The sequence below is a fragment of the Plantibacter sp. M259 genome (assembly GCF_006065115.1).
Classification (GTDB): Bacteria; Actinomycetota; Actinomycetes; order Actinomycetales; family Microbacteriaceae; genus Plantibacter; species Plantibacter auratus.
Map to the genome: position 1 here is coordinate 3,589,633 of NZ_CP040750.1, position 18,417 is coordinate 3,608,049.

General features: G+C 69.7%; 19 protein-coding genes and 1 tRNA gene. 17 read left to right on the top strand and 3 right to left on the bottom strand.

Features of this window, described 5'->3' with window-relative positions; genetic code table 11:
- From FGL15_RS16795 to FGL15_RS16840, 10 genes are all read left to right on the top strand, one after another.
- Positions 1–73, top strand: a tRNA-Glu gene (locus FGL15_RS16795).
- Positions 74–237: 164 nt separating this feature from the next.
- Positions 238–1,293, top strand: coding sequence for a serine protease (locus FGL15_RS16800; protein ID WP_138946796.1), 1,056 nt, complete (start codon positions 238–240; stop codon positions 1,291–1,293).
- On the top strand, positions 1,290–2,216 hold the full coding sequence (locus FGL15_RS16805) for a hypothetical protein (RefSeq protein WP_138946797.1): 927 nt from the start codon (positions 1,290–1,292) through the stop codon (positions 2,214–2,216). The genes FGL15_RS16800 and FGL15_RS16805 overlap by 4 nt, the downstream gene beginning before the upstream one ends.
- Positions 2,213–3,334, top strand: coding sequence for a DUF4333 domain-containing protein (locus tag FGL15_RS16810; RefSeq protein WP_138946798.1), 1,122 nt, complete (start codon positions 2,213–2,215; stop codon positions 3,332–3,334). The genes FGL15_RS16805 and FGL15_RS16810 overlap by 4 nt, the downstream gene beginning before the upstream one ends.
- Before the next feature lie 191 nt (positions 3,335–3,525).
- Positions 3,526–5,022, top strand: a complete 1,497-nt coding sequence (gene leuC / locus FGL15_RS16815; protein ID WP_138946799.1) for a 3-isopropylmalate dehydratase large subunit — start codon at positions 3,526–3,528, stop codon at positions 5,020–5,022.
- Positions 5,022–5,618, top strand: coding sequence for a 3-isopropylmalate dehydratase small subunit (gene leuD, locus FGL15_RS16820; RefSeq protein WP_138946800.1), 597 nt, complete (start codon positions 5,022–5,024; stop codon positions 5,616–5,618). Before leuC ends, leuD begins: the two co-directional genes overlap by 1 nt.
- Positions 5,619–5,637: 19 nt before the next feature.
- Positions 5,638–7,008, top strand: a complete 1,371-nt coding sequence (murA, locus tag FGL15_RS16825) for a UDP-N-acetylglucosamine 1-carboxyvinyltransferase (RefSeq protein WP_064296294.1) — start codon at positions 5,638–5,640, stop codon at positions 7,006–7,008.
- A gap of 6 nt (positions 7,009–7,014) precedes the next feature.
- Positions 7,015–7,755, top strand: coding sequence for a 1-acyl-sn-glycerol-3-phosphate acyltransferase (locus tag FGL15_RS16830; protein ID WP_138946801.1), 741 nt, complete (start codon positions 7,015–7,017; stop codon positions 7,753–7,755).
- A 37-nt stretch (positions 7,756–7,792) separates the two neighbouring features.
- Positions 7,793–8,884 carry an NAD(P)H-dependent glycerol-3-phosphate dehydrogenase gene (locus tag FGL15_RS16835; protein ID WP_240773584.1) on the top strand — a complete coding sequence of 364 codons (1,092 nt, stop codon included), beginning with the start codon at positions 7,793–7,795 and terminating at the stop codon, positions 8,882–8,884.
- Positions 8,787–9,878 carry a D-alanine--D-alanine ligase family protein gene (locus FGL15_RS16840; protein WP_138946802.1) on the top strand — a complete coding sequence of 364 codons (1,092 nt, stop codon included), beginning with the start codon at positions 8,787–8,789 and terminating at the stop codon, positions 9,876–9,878. The genes FGL15_RS16835 and FGL15_RS16840 overlap by 98 nt, the downstream gene beginning before the upstream one ends.
- Before the next feature lie 21 nt (positions 9,879–9,899).
- On the opposite strand, the gene FGL15_RS16845 is transcribed toward FGL15_RS16840, so the two are convergent.
- Positions 9,900–10,391 (bottom strand): DUF3515 family protein, encoded by a 492-nt coding sequence (locus tag FGL15_RS16845; protein ID WP_138946803.1) that lies wholly within the window; start codon positions 10,389–10,391, stop codon positions 9,900–9,902.
- 25 nt (positions 10,392–10,416) lie between these two features.
- Here FGL15_RS16845 and thiL point away from each other — a divergent pair, with 25 nt between their 5' ends.
- Positions 10,417–11,433: a thiamine-phosphate kinase gene (gene thiL, locus FGL15_RS16850; protein ID WP_138946804.1), complete on the top strand. Its 1,017-nt coding sequence runs from the start codon at positions 10,417–10,419 to the stop codon at positions 11,431–11,433.
- A gap of 63 nt (positions 11,434–11,496) precedes the next feature.
- Here thiL and FGL15_RS16855 read toward each other — a convergent pair whose 3' ends face one another.
- A complete protein-coding gene (locus tag FGL15_RS16855; protein WP_138946805.1) occupies positions 11,497–12,069 on the bottom strand; it encodes an RsmD family RNA methyltransferase in 573 nt (190 codons plus the stop codon).
- A gap of 71 nt (positions 12,070–12,140) precedes the next feature.
- Between FGL15_RS16855 and FGL15_RS16860 the strand changes: the two genes are divergently transcribed.
- The 6 genes from FGL15_RS16860 to mutM all read left to right on the top strand — a co-directional run bounded on the left by FGL15_RS16860 (position 12,141) and on the right by mutM (position 17,290).
- Complete coding sequence (locus FGL15_RS16860; RefSeq protein ID WP_138946806.1) at positions 12,141–14,309, top strand: ATP-dependent DNA helicase RecG; 2,169 nt, start codon at positions 12,141–12,143, stop codon at positions 14,307–14,309.
- A 19-nt stretch (positions 14,310–14,328) separates the two neighbouring features.
- A complete protein-coding gene (coaD, locus tag FGL15_RS16865; RefSeq protein WP_138946807.1) occupies positions 14,329–14,811 on the top strand; it encodes a pantetheine-phosphate adenylyltransferase in 483 nt (160 codons plus the stop codon).
- Between the two features lie 111 nt (positions 14,812–14,922).
- Complete coding sequence (locus FGL15_RS16870; RefSeq protein ID WP_138947353.1) at positions 14,923–15,435, top strand: DUF177 domain-containing protein; 513 nt, start codon at positions 14,923–14,925, stop codon at positions 15,433–15,435.
- Positions 15,432–15,647 (top strand): 50S ribosomal protein L32, encoded by a 216-nt coding sequence (gene rpmF / locus FGL15_RS16875; protein WP_138946808.1) that lies wholly within the window; start codon positions 15,432–15,434, stop codon positions 15,645–15,647. Before FGL15_RS16870 ends, rpmF begins: the two co-directional genes overlap by 4 nt.
- A gap of 91 nt (positions 15,648–15,738) precedes the next feature.
- Positions 15,739–16,416 carry a ribonuclease III gene (gene rnc / locus FGL15_RS16880; protein ID WP_086473824.1) on the top strand — a complete coding sequence of 226 codons (678 nt, stop codon included), beginning with the start codon at positions 15,739–15,741 and terminating at the stop codon, positions 16,414–16,416.
- Positions 16,400–17,290 (top strand): bifunctional DNA-formamidopyrimidine glycosylase/DNA-(apurinic or apyrimidinic site) lyase, encoded by an 891-nt coding sequence (gene mutM / locus FGL15_RS16885; RefSeq protein WP_079705643.1) that lies wholly within the window; start codon positions 16,400–16,402, stop codon positions 17,288–17,290. Before rnc ends, mutM begins: the two co-directional genes overlap by 17 nt.
- Positions 17,291–17,293: 3 nt before the next feature.
- Here the strand turns inward: mutM and FGL15_RS16890 are convergent, their stop codons facing one another.
- Positions 17,294–18,376: a GNAT family N-acetyltransferase gene (locus FGL15_RS16890; protein WP_138946809.1), complete on the bottom strand. Its 1,083-nt coding sequence runs from the start codon at positions 18,374–18,376 to the stop codon at positions 17,294–17,296.
- Positions 18,377–18,417 lie beyond the last annotated feature (41 nt).

Below are 18,417 nucleotides of genomic sequence, written 5' to 3' on the forward strand. Positions count from 1 at the left end.
GGCCCCATCGTTTAGCGGCCTAGGACACCGCCCTCTCACGGCGGCAGCACGGGTTCAAATCCCGTTGGGGTCACAACACCGAACGAAGCCTCGCTTTCCTGAGTCATCAGGGAGCGGGGCTTCGTTCATTTGGCGGCTCGAGCATGCCCCTGGATGTCCACGCAGGCCCTCCGGGATGCGCGGAAGGCAGGGCCCGCACCGATCTCGCCGAGTGCTGCTGCGTGCTAGCTTGGCCGGGTGACCGTGAAGCAGAAGCGCCGCGCTCCGGCGACAGCCGCAGTCCTGATCCTCGCCGCCCTGCTGACGGGGTGCTCCATCCCGGTGACGGGGGAGCCCGTAGCAGGCGGTGCAGGCCCCGTCGTCGGCGTCGCCGGCGGCACCGACGACACGCTGCGCAAGGACTTCGACGCGAGTCCCCAGGAGGTCAACGACTACTGGACCGACGACAAGTTCGGGGGAGCGACCGCACCGGACTTGAAGCCGGGCGAGGACACGCTCACGGGCGACCAGGCCACCGGCGTGGTCGTGCACCCGAGTACCGGTGTCGGTCCCGACGTCGACGTCAAGGCCATCGCCCCGACAGCAGCAGGCGATCCGTACCCGGCGACCGGACTGGCGGCGGCCACGCAGGGACGTCTCTACTTCTCCATCGGTGGCGCCACCTACGTGTGTTCCGCGAGCGTCGTCAACGCGCCGACCATGGACCTCGTCCTGACGGCGGGCCACTGCGTCTGGGACACGTACGGTAAACAGCTCGCCGAGAACATCATCTTCATCCCGGCCGACGCGGCCAACGGCCAGACCCAGCCCTACGGGCAGTGGGCCGGGGTCAGCACCTACGTCCCCGACGAGTTCACGAGTGAGGCGACCTCGGACGCCAGTGGTGCGACGAGCGGCAACGGCTGGGCCTACGACTTCGCCTTCATCCGACTCGCCCCGAACGCGTCGGGTCAGAAGATCCAGGAGGTGACCGGCGGTCAGGGCATCTCCTTCGGTACCCCGCCAGAGGGCATCACCGTGATCGGTTACCCGTCGGCCGCCCCGTTCGACGGTCAGTCGCAGCGCTATTGCGCGAGCCAGGCCGCCACCAAGGGCTATGCCGGCTACCGGGTCGACTGCCTCATGACCCCGGGTTGCTCGGGCGGCGGCTGGCTCACCCGGCTGGATCCCGCCACCGGCGCCGGGTACGTCACCTCGGTCACCTCGCGCGGCGACGGTTCCTGGCTCGAGGGCCCCGTCCTCGGACAGCGGGCACTCACCCTGTACAACGACGCTCTGGCGGAGGGGTCGTGACCGCCCGCACGAGCATGACGCGACACCGACGCCGGATCGGTGTCCTGGCTCTGGCCGGGAGCGCCGCACTCGCCTTGAGCGCCTGCACGACGCCCGGATCGGCGTTCCCCGACGCCGCCGCTCAGCAGAGCTACATGCAGGATCTTGCCGAGGCGAGGTTCGAGCTGCTGTCGGCCCAGATCGGCCAGGCTCCGGACGTGATCGGGTCGGCCTACGTCCACGCCGTCTCGGGAGACCTCGAGTCGCACGAGAACGACTCGGTGGTCCTCTTCGGCGACCCGACCGCCTCGTTCAGCCAGGACAAGGGCTCCGCCGACGGCGACACCGTCGACATCTATCACCAGGCGGGAGTCGACTACGACCTCCTGCTGCTCGGCGGTGAACTCAAGGAGCTCGCGCCGACGGAGTGGGTGGCCGTCCAGACGCAGTACGTGGCCGAGGAGGACGCGGAGGGGTCACTCGGACCCGCCTGTGTCTACCCGGGCATCTCCATCGCCTGCGACATCTACACCGCGGTCGAAACGACCCGCAGCTCGGGGGACGGCGCGCTCAGCAGCGTCGTGGTCTCGATGCGGAACGACGGCTCCTCACAGATCTCGACGAGCGCGAGCCTCGAGAGCGTGCTGGCCGTCGGGACGCTCTTCGACCTCCCGGACGACCTCGTGTCGTCGTTCAGCGAGGACGACCTGGCGACCCTCCTGCCGGTGACGATCTTCCAGAACGCCGAGGGTGGCCTCGTGAAGATGGAGTTGAGCGGGACGGTCGAGAGCGAGACCAAGCTGCAGCTGCAGGCCGGCTTCGAGGTGTCGGGCACGTCGACGCTCGAAGACCTGCCGACCGCACCATCAGGATTCGACGTGACGGTGATCCCGGCGGCCGATCAGGCCGCGTTCTGGGATCGGATCGAGGAGTTGAGGAAATGACCGACGACCAGAAGCCCGAGGACCTCGGAAAGCCCCCGGTCGGCGGCCCCCTGCGCCCCGACCAGCAGCCGCCGGGATTCCCCGACCCGAACGCACCCCGCCTGGAGTTCGGACCGGGCAGCCCGCAGCGTCAGACGCCGCCGCAGAACGGTGCACCCCAGAACGGCGCGCCGCAGGGTCAGAACGGACCACCGCAGGGCGTCCCGTCGCAGAACGGCCCGTCCCAGCCGTCCGCGCCTGGTCAGACCGGTGGAGGGCCCCGCCCGCAGGGAGGCGTCCCAGGGCAGCAGTCCAACGGTCCAGCGCCGCAGCCGCCCACCCAGCCTGGAGCGCCGTTCGCCGGCGCGCCTGGTGGGCAGCCGTGGGTGCAGCAGCAGCGGCCATCGAACGCAGCTCCGAACCAGCAGCCGCAGCAGCAGGGGCGGCCAGGCGGTCCGGACGGGTTCCGGCCCCCGACATCGAATCGTCAGCCCGGTCACGCGCCCGGGGGTCCTCAGCAGGGTCAGGCCCCCGGCCAGGCTCCACAGGGACGTCCGCTCGGCGCGCCGCAGGGTCAGCCTCAGAGCCAGCCTCAGGGGCCGCAGGGTCAGCCGCCCTACGGTCAGGCACGCCCGACCGCGCCACAGCCCTTCGGTCCGGGACAGGCGCAGCACCCGAACGGCCCGTTCCAGCCAGGTCCACAGCAGCATGGATCGCAGTCCGGTCCACAGCAGACCGGTCCGTTCCGTCCCGGCCCCGAGTACGGCGTCGCGGGCCAGCAGCCTGCTGCGAGCCGGAAACCCGCCCGGAAGCCGCTCGGGCGCAAGCTCTGGATCGGCGTGCTCGTCGGTGCGGTCGCCGCATCGCTCATCGCCGTCCCGCTCACCCTCCTCTCGGTCGGTCGCCTGTTCACGCCGATGCTCGACCGCGGCTCGGTGCAGACCGGCGTGGCCGAGGTGCTCAAGCAGGACTTCGGACTCGCAGACGTCGAGAAGGTCGAGTGCCCGAGTGACCAGCCAGCCACGACCGGGACACAGTTCGAGTGCACCTTCTCGTACAACGCGAAGAGCTACCCGGTGGCCGTCGAGGTCATCAACGACCAGGGGCAGTACCGCGTCGGGATCGACGCGCCGAAGTAGCACGGTGTCGGTGCTGGCGTCCCCTCGAGCGACGACGGTGCCGACGGCTTCGTCACGGACCGGGTGGTACGCTGGGCGAATGTTGTCCGGGCTGCTCCTCCTTCCCAGCCGCGACGAGGCCTAGTTCCAGGCTCCCTCGTCGCGGAGGTCGCTGACGCCTGACCACTCATCGTTTGAAGGAATTCCACGACATGTCGCAGCTGAACGCCGATCCGTCCGTCCCGAGCATTCCCGAGCACCCGCGCACGCTCGCCGAGAAGGTCTGGGACGACCACCTCGTCGTCAAGGGTGAGGACGGCACACCCGACCTCATCTACATCGACCTGCACCTCGTCCACGAGGTGACGAGCCCGCAGGCCTTCGACGGTCTGCGCCTGGCCGACCGGCCCCTGCGTCGCGTCGACCTCACGATCGCGACCGAGGACCACAACACCCCGACGCTCGCGATCGACAAGCCGATCGCCGACCTCACGAGCCGCACACAGATCGAGACCCTCCGTCGCAACGCTGCGGAGTTCGGGGTGCGGATCCACTCCCTCGGCGACCTCGACCAGGGGATCGTCCACGTCGTCGGGCCGCAGCTCGGCCTCACGATGCCCGGGATCACGGTCGTCTGCGGCGACTCGCACACCTCGACCCACGGCGCCTTCGGGGCCATGGCCTTCGGCATCGGCACCAGCGAAGTCGAGCACGTCATGGCCACGCAGACGCTGCCGTTGAAGCCGTTCAAGACCATGGCGATCACCGTCGAGGGCACGTTGCGGCCGGGCGTGACCGCGAAGGACATCATCCTCGCCGTCATCGCGAAGATCGGCACCGGCGGTGGGCAGGGCTACGTCCTCGAATACCGCGGCTCGGCGATCCGTGCGCTCTCCATGGAGGGCCGCATGACGATCTGCAACATGTCGATCGAGGCCGGGGCCCGGGCCGGCATGGTCGCCCCCGACCAGATCACCTACGACTACCTGCAGGGCCGCCCGCACGCTCCGACCGGAGCCGACTGGGACGAGGCCGTCGCCTACTGGGACACCCTCGCGACCGATGAAGGCGCCGCCTTCGACGCCGAGGTCTTCCTCGACGCCGACACGCTGGAACCATTCGTCACCTGGGGCACCAACCCCGGCCAGGGCGTCTCGCTCAGCGAGAACGTGCCCGACCCCGCGGCCATCACCGACCCGAACGAGCGGTCCGCCGCCGAGCGCGCCCTGGAGTACATGGCGCTCGAAGCCGGCACCCCGATGAAGGAGATCCCGGTGGACGCGGTCTTCATGGGCTCCTGCACGAACAGCCGCATCGAAGACCTGCGGGCGTTCGCGTCCGTCATCGAGGGCCGCACGAAGGCCGAGGGTGTGCGGGTGATGGTGGTTCCGGGTTCCGCCCGGGTTCGGATCGAGGCTGAGGCCGAGGGGCTCGACAAGATCATCACCGACTTCGGTGCGGAGTGGCGGTTCGCCGGATGCTCAATGTGCCTCGGGATGAACCCCGATCAGCTCGCTCCAGGGGAGCGCTGCGCCTCGACGTCGAACCGCAACTTCGAGGGTCGCCAGGGCAAGGGCGGCCGCACGCACCTCGTCTCGCCGCTCGTCGCCGCGGCGACCGCCATCCGCGGCACGCTGTCCAGCCCGGCCGATCTCGAGGTCGAGCCCGGCAGACACGCGGCCACCGAGCAGGAAGGCGTGCACGCCTGATGGACAAGTTCACGACCGTCACCGGCGTCGCCGCTCCGATGCGACGCTCCAACGTCGACACCGATCAGATCATCCCCGCCGTCTACCTGAAGCGGGTCACGAAGACCGGCTTCGAGGACGCGCTCTTCGCGGGGTGGCGTCAGGACCCCGACTTCGTCCTGAACCAGCCGGCCTACCAGGGCGCGAGCATCCTCGTCGCCGGGCACGACTTCGGTACCGGGTCGTCGCGTGAGCACGCCGTGTGGGCCTTGCGCGACTTCGGGTTCAAGGTCGTCGTGTCGTCCCGCTTCGGCGACATCTTCCGCGGGAACTCCGGCAAGCAGGGCCTCCTGGCCGCCCAGGTCACGGAGGAGGAGCTCGAGCAGCTCTGGGCCGCGATCGAGGCCGCTCCGGGCGCGGATTCCGTCGTCGACCTCATCTCCCGGACCATCACGGTCGGCGATCTCACGGTTTCGTTCCAGGTCGACGATTACACTCGGTGGCGGCTCATCGAAGGACTCGATGACATCGGGCTGACGCTCCGTAGCGAGGAGCAGATCACCGCGTTCGAAGCCCGGCGGCCGAACTGGCTGCCCCGCACCATTCCCGTCAAGTAGCAAGGCAGTAGGTACCGGTTTGAATTCACTCGTCCAGGCGTCACAGGCGGCAGGCTCGTCGGTCGGACTCGATGTCGACCGCATCACGATCAACGGCGGTATCCCGCTCCGGGGCCGCATCGAGGTCAAGGGTGCCAAGAACCTCGTGACCAAGGCGATGGTGGCGTCGCTGCTCGGCGAGAACGTCAGCGTCCTGCGCAACGTGCCGAACATCAGCGACGTCCGGGTGGTCCGCTCCCTGCTCGAGATCCACGGCGTGGACGTGACGGAGGGCGAGAACCCGAACGAGCTCCGCCTCGACCCGACCAACGTCGAGTCCGCCCACATGGAGGAGATCGACGCGCACGCCGGCTTCTCCCGGATCCCGATCCTGTTCTGCGGGCCGCTGCTCCACCGCCTCGGGGCGGCGTTCATCCCCGACCTCGGAGGCTGCCGCATCGGCGACCGCCCCATCGACTTCCACCTCGACGCGCTCCGCAAGTTCGGCGCGGTCGTGGAGAAGCTCCCGCAGGGCATCCGTCTCTCGGCCCCGAACGGTCTCCACGGGACGACGGTGCATCTGCCGTACCCGAGCGTCGGCGCCACGGAGCAGGTCCTGCTCACGGCGGTCCGTGCCAAGGGCACCACGGAGCTCAAGGGTGCGGCGATCGAGCCGGAGATCATGGATCTCATCGCCGTCCTCCAGAAGATGGGCGCGATCATCTCCTACGAGCCGAACCGCGTGATCCTCATCGAGGGCGTGGACAAGCTCGAGGGGTACGACCACACGGCCATCGGCGACCGCAACGAGGCAGCGAGCTGGGCGTCGGCCGCGCTCGCGACCGACGGCGACGTCTTCGTCGGCGGCGCGAAGCAGCAGGACATGATGACGTTCCTCAACATCTTCCGCAAGGCCGGTGGCGGGTTCGACATCACCGACGATGGCATCCGGTTCTACCGCAAGGAGGAGCTGAAGCCCGTGGTCATCGAGACCGACGTGCACCCCGGCTTCATGACGGACTGGCAGCAGCCTCTCATCGTCGCGCTGACGCAGGCGACGGGCGAGTCGATCGTCCACGAGACCGTCTACGAGAACCGCTTCGGCTTCACAGACGCGCTCAACACCATGGGCGCGAACATCGTCGTGCACCCCAACGGGCTGTCGGGTACGCCTCGTCGGGTGCCGCGGCGCAACCTCGAGCAGGCCGCCGTGATCAACGGCCCGACGCCGTTGCACGGTGCCGACATCGAGGTACCCGACCTCCGCGGTGGCTTCAGCCACCTCATCGCGGCGCTCACCGCCGAGGGCAAGTCGACGGTCAGCAACGTCGGCATCATCAGCCGTGGGTACGAGAACTTCATCGTGAAGCTCCAGCAGCTCGGTGCTGACTTCGTCCTCGAAACGAAGTAGTCCGCCGTGGGGGTGGAACGGTCGAGGCCGTCGATCTACTGGTTGCTGTCGTCGATCGCGATCCCGCCGTTCAGTGCTCTCGTCAAGCTCCGCGTCCGGCACGGCGAACGCCTGCCGCAGGAGGGGCCGTTCATCCTGTCGCCCAACCACGACAGCGAGTTCGACCCGCTGATCATGGGCGTGGCCGTCTGGCGGCTCGGGCGACAGCCCCGCTTCATGGCGAAGGGCAGTCTGTTCACGGTCCCGGTGGTCGGGTGGTTGTTGCGGAAGTCCGGACAGATCCCCGTCGAGCGCGAGGGCTCCGCCCGTGGGATGGACCCAGTCAGCGCCGTAGCCCACCTGACCGAACGCGGGCAGGGTGTCGTCGTGTACCCCGAGGGCTCGCTCACCCGCGACCCGGGCCTGTGGCCGATGCGCGGGCGCACCGGCGCGGTCCGGATCGCCCTCACGCACGGCCTGCCGATCATCCCCGCCGCGCACTGGGGCACGCAGGAGGTCATGCCCCGGTACGGCAAGCTGCGGGTGTTCCCCTTGCGGAAGCGCGTCGAGGTCGCCATCGGCGAGCCGGTGGACCTCTCGGCCTTCGCCGGGCGGCAGCTAGACTCGAAGACGCTGAACGAGGCGACCGAGGTCGTCATGCAGGCCATCACCGCCCTCTGCGAGGAACTGCGCGGTGCCCAAGCTCCCACGGAGCGTTGGGATCCCTCGAAACACCAGCAGAAGGAGACAGGCCGCTTTGAGTCCTAGGAACGTTCCGCAACCACCGGCCGCCACGAGGGTCGCCGTGCTCGGAGCGGGCAGCTGGGGCACGACGTTCGGCAAGATCCTCGCGGACGGTGGCTCCGACGTGGTCATGTGGGCCAGACGGCCCGAGCTCGCTCGCGAGATCACCGAGGCCAAGCGCAACAGCGACTACCTGCCCGGGATCAATCTGCCGATGCGGATGACGGCGACCGCGAGCATGGTCGACGCCGTGCGCGGTGCCTCGGTCGTGTTCCTGTCGGTCCCGAGCCAGTCCCTGCGCGACAACCTCATCGCGCTCCGTCCGCACCTCGAGGACGGCACCCTCGTCGTCTCGCTCATGAAGGGCGTCGAGCGTCGCAGCGGATCCCGGATGAGCGAGGTCATCCGCGAGACCCTCGACATCGACCCGTCACGCATCGCCGTCGCCTCCGGCCCGAACCTCGCGCTCGAGATCGCCCGCGAGCAGCCGACGGCCGCCGTGATCTCCTCGGAGAGCCTCGAGACGGCGCAGACGGTCGCGCTCCTCGCGCGCAACCGGTACTTCCGCAGTTTCGTGAACACCGACGTCATCGGCACCGAGTTCGGCGGTGTGCTCAAGAACCTCATCGCCGTCGCGATCGGCATCGTCGACGGCGTCGGCTACGGCGAGAACACGAAGGCCTCCATCATCACGCGCGGGTTGGTCGAGATGACCGACTTCGCGGTGGCCCACGGCGCGCAGCCGGAGACCCTCTCGGGCCTCGCCGGGCTCGGTGACCTCATCGCGACGTGCCAGTCGCCGCTGTCCCGCAACAACACGGCGGGGCGTCTGCTCGGCCAGGGATATCAGTTCGACGACGTCGTCAAACAGATGCAGCAGACCGCGGAGGGGCTCGCGTCCGTGGCACCGGTGCTCGAGCTGGCCAAGGCGAAGGGGGTCGCGATGCCCATCGTCGAACAGGTCAAGCAGGTGCTCGACGGCACGCTCGACCCGAAGGACATCGCACCGCACCTCACGACCGACGACGACGAACCCCAGGGGGAGAGAAGCAACGATGACGCACAAGACCGGAGTGGTGGTGCTCTTTGGAGGCCGTTCAAGCGAGCACTCGATCAGCTGCGCAACGGCGGGCGGCGTCCTCGCCGCGATTGACCGCGAACGGTACGACGTCTACCCGGTCGGGATCGCCCACGACGGCTCGTACGTCCTCGAGGTCGACGACCCGAGCCGGTACGCGCTCGACCCCGCCCACCTGCCGGAGGTCGACCCCTCGCGGCCGGCCGTGCGCTGGCCTGAGCGCGTCGGGAGCCGTGAGCTGACCGTCGTCGGGGAGGACGGCGTCCCGGTCACCCTCGGCCCCATCGACATCGTCTTCCCGATCCTCCACGGCCGGTTCGGCGAGGACGGCACCGTGCAGGGCATGCTCGAGCTCGTCGGCCTCCCGTACGTCGGCTCCGGCGTCCTCGCGTCCTCCCTCGGCATGGACAAGCACTTCACGAAGACGGTGCTCCAGGCCGCCGGGATCGCCGTCGCCCCGTGGGTGCGGTTCACCGCCCACGACTGGGCCACGGCACCCGAGGAGGTGCTCGCATCGCTCGGATCGCTCGGGTCACCGGCGTTCGTGAAGCCGGCTCGAGCCGGTTCGAGCGTCGGCGTGTCCAAGGTGTCGACGCCGGACGGGTTCCGTGCGGCGATCGAACTGGCCCTCGCCGAAGACTCGACCGTCCTCGTCGAGACCGGTCTGGTGGGCCGAGAGGTCGAGTGCGCGGTCCTCGAGTCCCTCCCCGGCGAGGCACCTCGGGTCTCGGTGGCCGGCGAGGTCGTCGTGACCGGACGCGACTTCTACGATTTCGAGGCGAAGTACCTCGACGCCCCCGGTATCGAGCTCGTCTGCCCCGCCGACCTTCGTCCCGAGCAGTTGTCGGAGATGCAGGACCTCTCGCGTCGGGCGTTCGAGGCGTTGGGCTGCGCTGGCCTCGCCCGGGTCGACTTCTTCCTGACCGCGGACGGCTTCGTCGTCAACGAGGTCAACACCATGCCGGGGTTCACCCCGATCTCGATGTTCCCGAGCTGCTGGTTGGCCTCGGGGCTCAGCTACCCCGAGCTCATCACCGAGCTGATCGAGGTCGCGCGCGCCCGCTCCTGAACGGCGTGGTGCCCGGAACGGTCAGCCGTCGGTGGGGATCGGGAGGTCGGCGTCGCCGAGGGCGGTGCACTTCCCGGTGACGGGGAGCACGGACACGGCAGGCGCCAGATCGGCCAGGACGGTGCTGCTGGCGACGGCGTCGCCGTCGAGCACGATCTCGACCGCGGGCGTGCGTCCGAAGGTGGTGAACCGGTAGTTCGGCGCGTCCGCGTCGTCGATGATCCAGTCGACGCCGTTCACCGACTGGCACTGCTGCGTGGTCGGGCCGGGGATCGCGACGCCGCAGTGCAGGAGGACCGTCGCCGGATCGCCCCAGGCGCCGGTGGCCTGGGCGTCGGTCCCTCGCTCCGGCAGCTCGGCAACGACGTCGGGCAGCCGCACCGTGACCTCCGCGCACTGCGGGTTGTTCGCATCGGCGGCGGGTTCGAGCGCGACGGCGGGCGCGCAGCCCGCCAGGGCCAGGGTTGCGGCTGCGGCGAGGGCGGTGGCGAGGAGCACACGAATCGGGGACATCGCCCACCAGGCTACCGTTGATCACATGAACGAGTCTGGGAGCGCGTCCGACGATCACGGAACGGTCGGGCCCTGTGTCGGGGACCTCGCCGAGGGGGAGCTGCTCGAGCGCATCTTCCCCCGTCTCCCGCACGCCGACGCCGAACTCCTCGGGCCGGGTGACGACGCCGCGGTCGTGCGCGCGCCGGACGGTCGGTTCGTCGTCACGACGGACACGATGATCCACGGGCCGGACTTCCGGCTGGCGTGGTCGAGCGCCCACGATCTGGGGTGGAAGGCTGCGGCCAGCAACCTGGCGGACGTGGCGGCGATGGGGGCTCGTCCGACGGCACTCGTCGTCGCACTCGCCATGCCGAAACAGCTGCCGGTCGCCGTGCTCGACGGGTTCGCCGACGGACTGCGCGACGCGTGTGCCGAGCTCGCGCCCGGCTGCGGCGTCGTCGGCGGCGATCTGGCCGTGTCCGACGTCTTCATGATCGCAGTGACGGCGTTCGGCGACCTCGAGGGTCGTGCCCCCGTCCGACGCGACGGAGCGCGGCCCGGCGACGTGGTCGCGGTCGCGGGGGAGTTGGGTTCGGCCGCCGCAGGTCTGCGACTCCTCTTCGGGCGGGGTGTCGACACCGACGGTGTGCCCTCCGCCGAGGCAGCGGCCGGCCTGCGACGTGATCACCGGGTCGAGGTGGAGGCACAACTCGCCCCACGACCTCCGATCGCCGCCGGGGTCGTCGCCGCCGTCGCGGGTGCCACGGCGATGCTCGACCTGTCGGACGGGCTCGCGCTCGACGCCGGCCGCCTCGCGCGGGCGAGTGGGGTCGCGATCGATCTGCGGGCCGAGGACCTGGGTGCCGACGTGGCGCTCGCCCTCGCCGGTGGCGAGGACCACTCCCTCCTGGCGACGTTCCCGGCCACCACAACGATCCCTGTCGGCTTCCGTGCCATCGGCACGGCCCGGACCGGTGCCGGGGTCCTCGTCGACGGTGTGGCCTACGACGGTCGCGCCGGCTGGGATCCTTACCGCGACTGGGACGATGCGTCCGGTTGAGCGGTGTGCCGGCCGCCGTGGCGCGAGGCGACTGCGGTGACGCGGTGACGGTGACGCGGTGACTCAGACCGGCGTGATCCACCAGACGACGGTCTCGCCGTAGGTGCTCTTCCGCAGGACCTCGAGCGCTGCGGGAAGGGTCGGTTCGGGCGAGCGTGAGCTCCGCTCGACGAGCACGAGCCCGTCGTCGGTGACCAGACCGACGAGCGCGGCGAGGTTGGCCGTGAGTTCCGCCTCGGGGAGGTCGTACGGGGGATCGATGAAGACGAGGTCGGACGGGACCGTCGCCCCGGACAGATAGGCGCCGACCGACTTCGCGTGCACCGTGATGCGTGGTGCCGCACCGCGAGGTGCCGCCGAGGTCACGATCCTCGCGTTGTCCCGGCACAGCTTCGCGGCCTCAGACCCCCGGTCGACGAGGGTGACCACGGCGGCACCCCGGCTGGCGCACTCGAGCCCCAGCGACCCCGAGCCTGCGTACAGGTCGAGCACCTCGGCGCCGGCGATCACGTCGCGGGCCTCCAGCGCGGAGAAGAGCGCCTCGCGGACGCGATCGCTCGTCGGTCGTGTCCCGCTGCCCGGGACCCGGATCGTGCGTGATCCGGCGAAACCCGAGATGATCCTGATGCCGGCCATGGTCCCATCCTCGCAGGCTGTGCGAAGCCGAGCGAACCGCGGTGTCCGAGGTCCCGAATAGAATCGACGGCATGACGGGGATCGAGCTGGGCACGAAGCTCGGCGGTGTCCTCGGCGGACGAACGGCGACGGCACTCCAGAAGGCGTTCGGCGTGGAGACCGTCGGCGACCTCCTCGAGCACTACCCGCGTCGCTACGCGAAGCGCGGCGAGTTGACGGTCATCGGCCAGCTGCCACTCGGCGAGGACGTGACGATCGTCGCCGACGTCCTCGAGGTCCGCGACCGCCAGATGAAGCAACGCAAGGGCTCCATCCTCGAGGTCGTCATCTCCGACGGTCAGGGTCGACTCAACCTCACCTTCTTCAACCAGCCCTGGCGAGCGAACGAACTCCGGCCGGGCCTGCGTGGCATCTTCGCGGGCAAGGTCGGCGACTACCGCGGCAGCTATCAGCTCGCGCACCCGCAATATCAGCTCTTCCCCGACGACGCCGACGCACCCGCGCTCGCGGACGCCCAGGCGAAGGCGTGGTCGGAGGCGCCCATCCCGATCTACCCGGCGACGAGCACGATCACGAGCTGGAACCTCAAGCAGTCCGTGGAGCTGGTGCTCGACGCCCTGCCGCCGCAGGAGGACCCGGTCCCGCGGTCGGTCCGGGCGGCGAGGGGTGAGCTCTCCTTCGACGCCGCCATCCGTGCCGTCCACCGCCCGACGGTCGACCGCGACTGGCAGCGCGGTCGCCGCAGCCTGCGGTACCAGGAGGCGTACCTCCTCCAGACGGCCCTGCTCCAGCAGCGCGCCGCCACCCGAGCCCTGGCGGCCGAACCCCGCGTGCCGAAAGCCGGCGGGTACCTCGAGCGCCTCGATGCCGCGCTCCCGTTCGAGCTCACCGGCGACCAGCAGACGGTCGGCACGGAGATCGCGGCCGACCTCGCGCAGCCCAATCCGATGAACCGGCTCGTCCAGGGCGAGGTCGGCTCGGGCAAGACGCTCGTCGCCCTCCGGGCCATGGCGGCCGTCGCCGACAGCGGGGGACAGTCGGTGCTGCTGGCGCCCACCGAGGTCCTCGCGGCGCAGCACCTGCGGTCGATCGTCCGTGCGCTCGGCCCCGACCTCTCGGCCGAGCTCATGCCGACGCTGCTCACCGGCCAGCTGCCGACGTCCGATCGCAAACGGGCGCTGCTGCGGATCGTCGCAGGCCAGGCACGGATCGTGATCGGGACGCACGCTCTGCTGGGTGACGCCGTGACCTTCGCCGATCTGGGGATGGTCGTCGTCGACGAACAGCACCGCTTCGGCGTGGAGCAGCGCGACCAGCTCCGTCAGAAGGGACGCACACCGCCGCACGTCCTCGTGCTGACCGCGACGCCGATCCCACGGACCGTGGCCATGACCGTCTTCGGCGACCTCGACGTCAGCATCATCAAGGAGCTGCCACGCGGGCGGCAGGGGATCGAGAGCTTCGTGGTCGCCCTGGCCGATCACCCGCGGTGGATCTCCCGTGTCTGGGAGCGCCTCGCCGAGGAACTCGCGCAGGGGCGGCAGGGGTTCGTGGTGTGCCCGGCGATCGACGCCAAGGAGGTCGAGCCCGGTGAGGAACTCGAGGAGGACGCCGACCCGGCGCGCCCGATCGCGTCCGTGCTCACCACGGTGGAGCAGCTGCGTACCCACCCGCTGCTCGCGTCCCGACGCATCGACGTCCTCCACGGCCGGATGAGCGCGGAGGAGAAGGACCGGACGATGCGGGCCTTCGCCGCCGGTGAGATCGACGTGCTCGTGGCGACGACGGTCATCGAGGTGGGCGTCGACGTCCCGAACGCGTCGACGATGGTCGTGCTCGACGCGGAGCGTTTCGGGGTGTCGCAGCTCCACCAGCTCCGCGGACGCGTCGGTCGAGGCGGCGTCCCCGGGCTGTGTCTGCTCGTCACCGCAGCGGAGGCGGAGAGCACCGCACGCGAGCGCGTCGACGCGGTGGCCGCGACGCTCGACGGCTTCGACCTCGCGCAGGTCGACCTCGAGCTGCGGCGCGAGGGCGACGTCCTCGGCAGCATGCAGTCGGGCGGACGGTCCTCGCTCAAGCTGCTCCGGGTCGTGCACGACAGCGAGGTCATCATCGAGGCGCGGGCGGATGCCGCCGAGCTCCTCGACACCGATCCCGACCTCGCCGACCACCCGGTGCTGGCCGAAGCGCTCCGCCGGCGCCTCGACGAATCCGACCGCGCCGCGCTCGCCAAGAACTGAGCACCGATAGGCTGGCGGCATGAAGCGGATCGCCGTCGTCCCCGGATCGTTCGACCCAGTCACCCTCGGTCACCTGGATGTCATCGAGCGGGCGGCGCGCATCTTCGACGAACTGCACGTGCTGGTGGTGCACAACCCCGACAAGTCGGCGCTGCTGCCGATGCCGCAGCGGGTGTCCCTGCTCGAGCGCTCCATCGCCGACGGCGGGTTGCCCGACAACATCGTCGTCGCGCAGTGGAACGTCGGCCTGCTCGTCGACTACTGCACGGACGTCGGCGCGAGCGTGCTCGTGAAGGGCATCCGCTCGCAGGTCGACGTCGCGTACGAGACGCCCATGGCCATCATGAACCGCAGCCTCGCCGGCGTGGAGACGGTCTTCCTCCTGCCTGATCCGGCGCACGCGCACGTCTCCAGTTCACTCGTCCGGCAGGTGGCCGCGCTCGGTGGCGATGTCAGCCCGTACGTCCCGCACGTGGTGGCGACCTTCCTCCAGGAGGGCTAGGGCGTCCTCCCGGTCGGGTTCGGCGTAGAATCGTCGATCGTGACTAGGAAGAGAACGAACAATTCGCCGTTCAGCGTCAACGTGCGCGATCTGGTGAACCGTCCCGGGGAGATGCGCGAGCACAACCTCGAGGTGGTGCTCGCCGAGCGCTGGGGCGAGGGTCTGGTCGCCGTCCAGGAGGGCACGACGCTCTCCGAACAGGTGCGTCTCGAGTCCGTGCACGAGGGGATCCTCGTGACCGTCGACGTCGACGCACTGGCGACCGGCGAGTGCGGACGCTGCCTCCGCGACATCGAACTGCCTGTCGAAGTCGAGATTCAGGAACTTTTCGCGTATCCTAATTCGGAAGCGTCTGACTTCGAGGTTCACGACGACCACGTGGATCTTGAACCTCTGGTCAGAGATGCGGTAGTTCTCGCATTACCGTTTCAGCCGGTGTGCCAGCCGGATTGCCCCGGACTCGACCCCGAGACCGGTGAGCGGCTGGCCGAACGTCCGGAACGACACCCTCACGACATCGCAGATCCTCGCTGGTCTGCGCTCGCGGGCTTGTCCTCAGACTCCGTACTTGACACAGACGCCAGTAGCGCCCAGCGCGCTGCTGCAGACACAGAAGAGAGATAGATCATGGCTGGAAACCCCCGAAGCGGAAGGTCTCGCGCTCGAACACCCGCTCGCGTCGCTCGCAGTGGAAGGCCGCCGTGCCGACGCTCGTGAAGACGGTGGAGAACGGCCGCGTCACGTACAGCCTGCCGCACCGCGCCAAGGTCGTCGAGGACTCGCAGGGCACCGCCCTGTACCTCGAGTACAAGGGCCGCAAGGTCGCAGACGTCTGATCCGCGCGTTGAACGTCCGCGTTCGAACAGCGTGAACACGAATCATTCCGACCACACCGGAATCGGCTCCGCATCGGAGACCGATCCCGGTGTGGTCGTTTTCGCACGGCAACTGGGTGTCGACGTCTCGTACGAGCTGCTCGACCTGGCGCTGACGCACCGCTCGTACGCGTACGAGCACGGTGGACTCCCGCACAATGAGCGCCTCGAGTTCCTCGGCGACTCGATCCTCGGGCAGGCCGTCACCGTCATGCTCTACCGCGACTTCCCGCACCTCGACGAAGGGCAGTTGGCGAAGCGACGTGCGAGCCTCGTGTCGACGATCGCGCTCGCCGAGGTCGCGCGCTCGATCGGGCTGGGCGAGCGGATCAAGCTCGGCAAGGGCGAAGACCAGACCGGTGGCCGCGACAAGGCGTCCATCCTGGCCGACACGATGGAGGCCGTCATCGGCGCGACGTACCTGTCGGCCGGACCCGACGCCGCGACGGCACTCGTCCTGCGCCTGGTGAACCCCCTCCTCGAGAACCCTGAGCGCTTCGGCGCGGCGATGGACCCGAAGACGAGCCTCCAGGAGGCCGCCGCGGCCATCGGTGCGCCGGCGCCCGTCTACGAGATCGCCAGCTCCGGCCCCGACCACAACCGACGGTTCGTCGCGACGGTCACCGTGGGCACCGCCGTCACGGCGACGGGCTCCGGCACGAGCAAGAAGCACGCCGAGATGGCGGCGGCCTTGGAAGCCTGGTCGAGGATCAGTGCCGGAACTCCCTGAGGTCGAGGTCGTCCGCGCCGGCCTGGAGCCCGCCGTCAGCGGGGCGACGATCGCCGGCGTCGAGGTCTTCGACGAACGCTCCCTGCGCCGCCACGCGAGTGGTGTCGCCGACTTCACCGCTCGGCTGACGGGGCGGACCATCCGATCGGCCGTCCGACGCGGGAAGTTCCTCTGGTTCCCCCTCGATGACGATGAGGCGATCGTCGGTCACCTGGGCATGAGCGGGCAGATGCTGCTCCGGTCACCTGGCGACGACGCCGACCGACTCCTGCGCATCCGCTTGCAGTTGGAGCATCCCGAGCACGGCGAGCTCTGGCTGCACTTCGTGGACCAGCGGATCTTCGGGTCGATGGCGGTGACCGCGCTCGTCCCGACGACGGACGGAGCCGCAGGCGGGTTCGGCGACGAGGTCGCGATGGTGCCCGACCAGGTCGCGCACATCGCCCGCGACCCGATGGACCCGGCCTTCGACGACGCCGGCTTCCTCCGACGACTGCGCGAGAAACGCACCGGCGTGAAGCGGGCACTCCTCGATCAGACCCTGGTTAGCGGGATCGGCAACATCTACGCGGACGAGTCGCTCTGGGCGGCGCGTATCCACCCCGAGCAGGAGACCGCCCGTCTCGGGCTCGGACGCGCCGGCCGGCTGCTCGAGGAGGTCCGTGCCGTGCTCGCCAAGGCCCTGGCCGAGGGCGGGACGAGCTTCGACGCCCAGTACGTGAACGTCAACGGTCAGGCGGGGTACTTCGCCCACAGCCTGAACGCCTACGGCAGGCAGGGCAAACCGTGCGCGCGCTGCGGCACGCTCATCGTCCGCGAGCAGTTCATGAACCGCGGCTCGCACCGCTGTCCCGTGTGCCAGCGCCGCACCTGACGATCAGTCGCTGCGGGGGAGTCGGCGCTGCCACTCTCCGGAGTAGCCGACGATGCGGAACCCGAGTCGGTCGTTGATCGCGAGCATGTGCTCGTTCTCGTCGGCGTTCCAGGTGTAGATCCGGGACCGCTCGGGTGCTTGATCGGCGAGTGCGAGGAGGTTCGCCGCCTTCATCCAGAGTCCGAGGCCGTGTCCCCGGTGGTCGGCGAGCACGAGCGTGTCCCACTGCTCAGCGTGTTCCTTGCCCTCGCCGAGGACGAGCTCGCTGTACCCGGCGACCGCACCGCTGTCGCGGTGGACGGCGGCGACGACGATCGCGTGGTCGCCCGACGCCGCCAGCTGGTCCTCGCGGGCGCGGACCCGCTCGGGCGTCCAGACCTCGGGGTCGAGCTCCAGATCGGCGGCCGGGATGTCCGTCGCCATGTGTTCGCGGGCCGTGGCGAGTGATCCGAGCAGTTCGTCGGGGGTGCGATCCAACCAGTGCACGAGGCGGTACTCGTGCCCGGCTCGGGCGGTCGACGCCGCGACGATGTCCGGTAGCTCCCCGCGCATCGAGGCGAGGTCGCAGCGGTTGGTCCGCTCGACCTGCGCGAGGGCGTATCCGCGATCGAACATGAAGCGGCTCGCCGCGGCGTTCGCGGGGATCGCCCGTTCGCCGACGCTCGCACCGAGGAGCGGTTCGCCGGCCGGGATGTCGTCGACGGCGTGCTGGGTGAAGGCGGTCACCGTCGGGCGGCCGGCCGCGAGGGCCCGTCGCTCCAACTCCGACAGGAGCGCTGTGCCGATCCCACGACGACGCGCCTCGGGGAGGACACCGACGTCCAGGGAGGCCGTCACCGCGTCGGCCTCTGTGCCATACCCGAGCCAGCCGCGACCGACCACACGGCCGTCGAGGACGGCGGCGAGCAGAACGCGTCGCTGGAACCGCTGGTCGCGGTACTCGGGAAGGGTCATGGCGGAGGTCAGGGCGAAGTCGTCGGTGGACCAGATCTCCGCTTCGAGCGTGTTCGCGACCTCCTGGACCGCTTCGAACACGGCTGAGCTCCCGGACGCCGGGATCTCGACCTCGTCGATCGTGACGCGCATCGTCGCCTCCCTCCCACACCAGACCGTCCTGGGTGATGCGG

Bases quoted from the DNA above. Each gene is read 5' to 3' on its own strand.
- FGL15_RS16890 (WP_138946809.1), bottom strand. From the start codon at position 18,376: ATGCGCGTCACGATCGACGAGGTCGAGATCCCGGCGTCCGGGAGCTCA.
- leuC (WP_138946799.1), top strand. From the start codon at position 3,526: ATGTCGCAGCTGAACGCCGATCCGTCCGTCCCGAGCATTCCCGAGCAC.
- FGL15_RS16845 (WP_138946803.1), bottom strand. From the start codon at position 10,391: ATGTCCCCGATTCGTGTGCTCCTCGCCACCGCCCTCGCCGCAGCCGCA.
- FGL15_RS16840 (WP_138946802.1), top strand. From the start codon at position 8,787: ATGACGCACAAGACCGGAGTGGTGGTGCTCTTTGGAGGCCGTTCAAGC.
- leuD (WP_138946800.1), top strand. From the start codon at position 5,022: ATGGACAAGTTCACGACCGTCACCGGCGTCGCCGCTCCGATGCGACGC.
- FGL15_RS16855 (WP_138946805.1), bottom strand. From the start codon at position 12,069: ATGGCCGGCATCAGGATCATCTCGGGTTTCGCCGGATCACGCACGATC.
- FGL15_RS16810 (WP_138946798.1), top strand. From the start codon at position 2,213: ATGACCGACGACCAGAAGCCCGAGGACCTCGGAAAGCCCCCGGTCGGC.
- coaD (WP_138946807.1), top strand. From the start codon at position 14,329: ATGAAGCGGATCGCCGTCGTCCCCGGATCGTTCGACCCAGTCACCCTC.
- FGL15_RS16860 (WP_138946806.1), top strand. From the start codon at position 12,141: ATGACGGGGATCGAGCTGGGCACGAAGCTCGGCGGTGTCCTCGGCGGA.
- FGL15_RS16870 (WP_138947353.1), top strand. From the start codon at position 14,923: ATGCGCGAGCACAACCTCGAGGTGGTGCTCGCCGAGCGCTGGGGCGAG.
- thiL (WP_138946804.1), top strand. From the start codon at position 10,417: ATGAACGAGTCTGGGAGCGCGTCCGACGATCACGGAACGGTCGGGCCC.